This window comes from Curtobacterium sp. MCBA15_013, assembly GCF_001865095.1.
Classification (GTDB): Bacteria; Actinomycetota; Actinomycetes; order Actinomycetales; family Microbacteriaceae; genus Curtobacterium.
Genome location: NZ_MJGQ01000042.1, coordinates 1 through 650, shown reverse-complemented (window position 1 = coordinate 650; position 650 = coordinate 1). Strand labels below are relative to the sequence as shown.

The following is a 650-nucleotide window of genomic DNA, read 5'->3' as shown; positions in this document are numbered from 1 at the left end:
CACCGACGCCGAGGGCGGCGATCCGGACGAGGACGCGGCCGAGCGACCGCGGCCGGGCGAGGAGCGCCCACACGACGAGGACGGCGGCGAGCACGTCGACCGGTACGAGGACGGTCGAGCCCGTGATGGGGATGCGCAGGAGGTCGTGGAGCACGCTCTCATCGTGGCGCTGCCCCGCTGCCGGGCGGCCTCGGAGGCGCTTCTGCTCCGCACAGGTTCGCCATGGTCGGCTCCCAGAGAGCCTTCGGCGTTCATCCAGCGGAAGGCGGACGGCGGACACAGGTCCGGCGGACGGCGGGCACGGGTACGAGGGGCACCGCGGCGCGGTGCCCCTCGAGCCCGTCGGACGTCAGTGCCGCTTGCGCAGCACCAGCGTCCCCGCTCCGGCGAGGAGCAGCAGCAGGGCGATGCCGGCAGGGACGACCGGCGAGGACGCTCCCGTGTAGGCGAGGGCCGGCTGGCTGCTCGACGCAGCCACCGTGCGGACGGCGGCCTGGACGACCGTCGAGGCACCGGCGGTCGTCGCGACGACCGTCGCGGGCCGGGAGGCGCTGGTCGCCACGGCCGCGCCGGCCCCGGTGGCCGGGGTGGTCACCGAGACGGGCGTGGTGCCGTCGCCAGCGCCGTTCCCGTCGCCGGGGTCGGTGCCG

The 650-nt window shown here is 76.6% G+C and carries 1 protein-coding gene; it reads right to left on the bottom strand.

The features are described 5' to 3' along the window. Positions 1-349 precede the first annotated feature (349 nt). Positions 350-650, bottom strand: a 301-nt coding sequence (locus BIV01_RS19420; RefSeq protein ID WP_175473732.1) for an LPXTG cell wall anchor domain-containing protein, incomplete at its 5' end; no start/stop codon positions are given.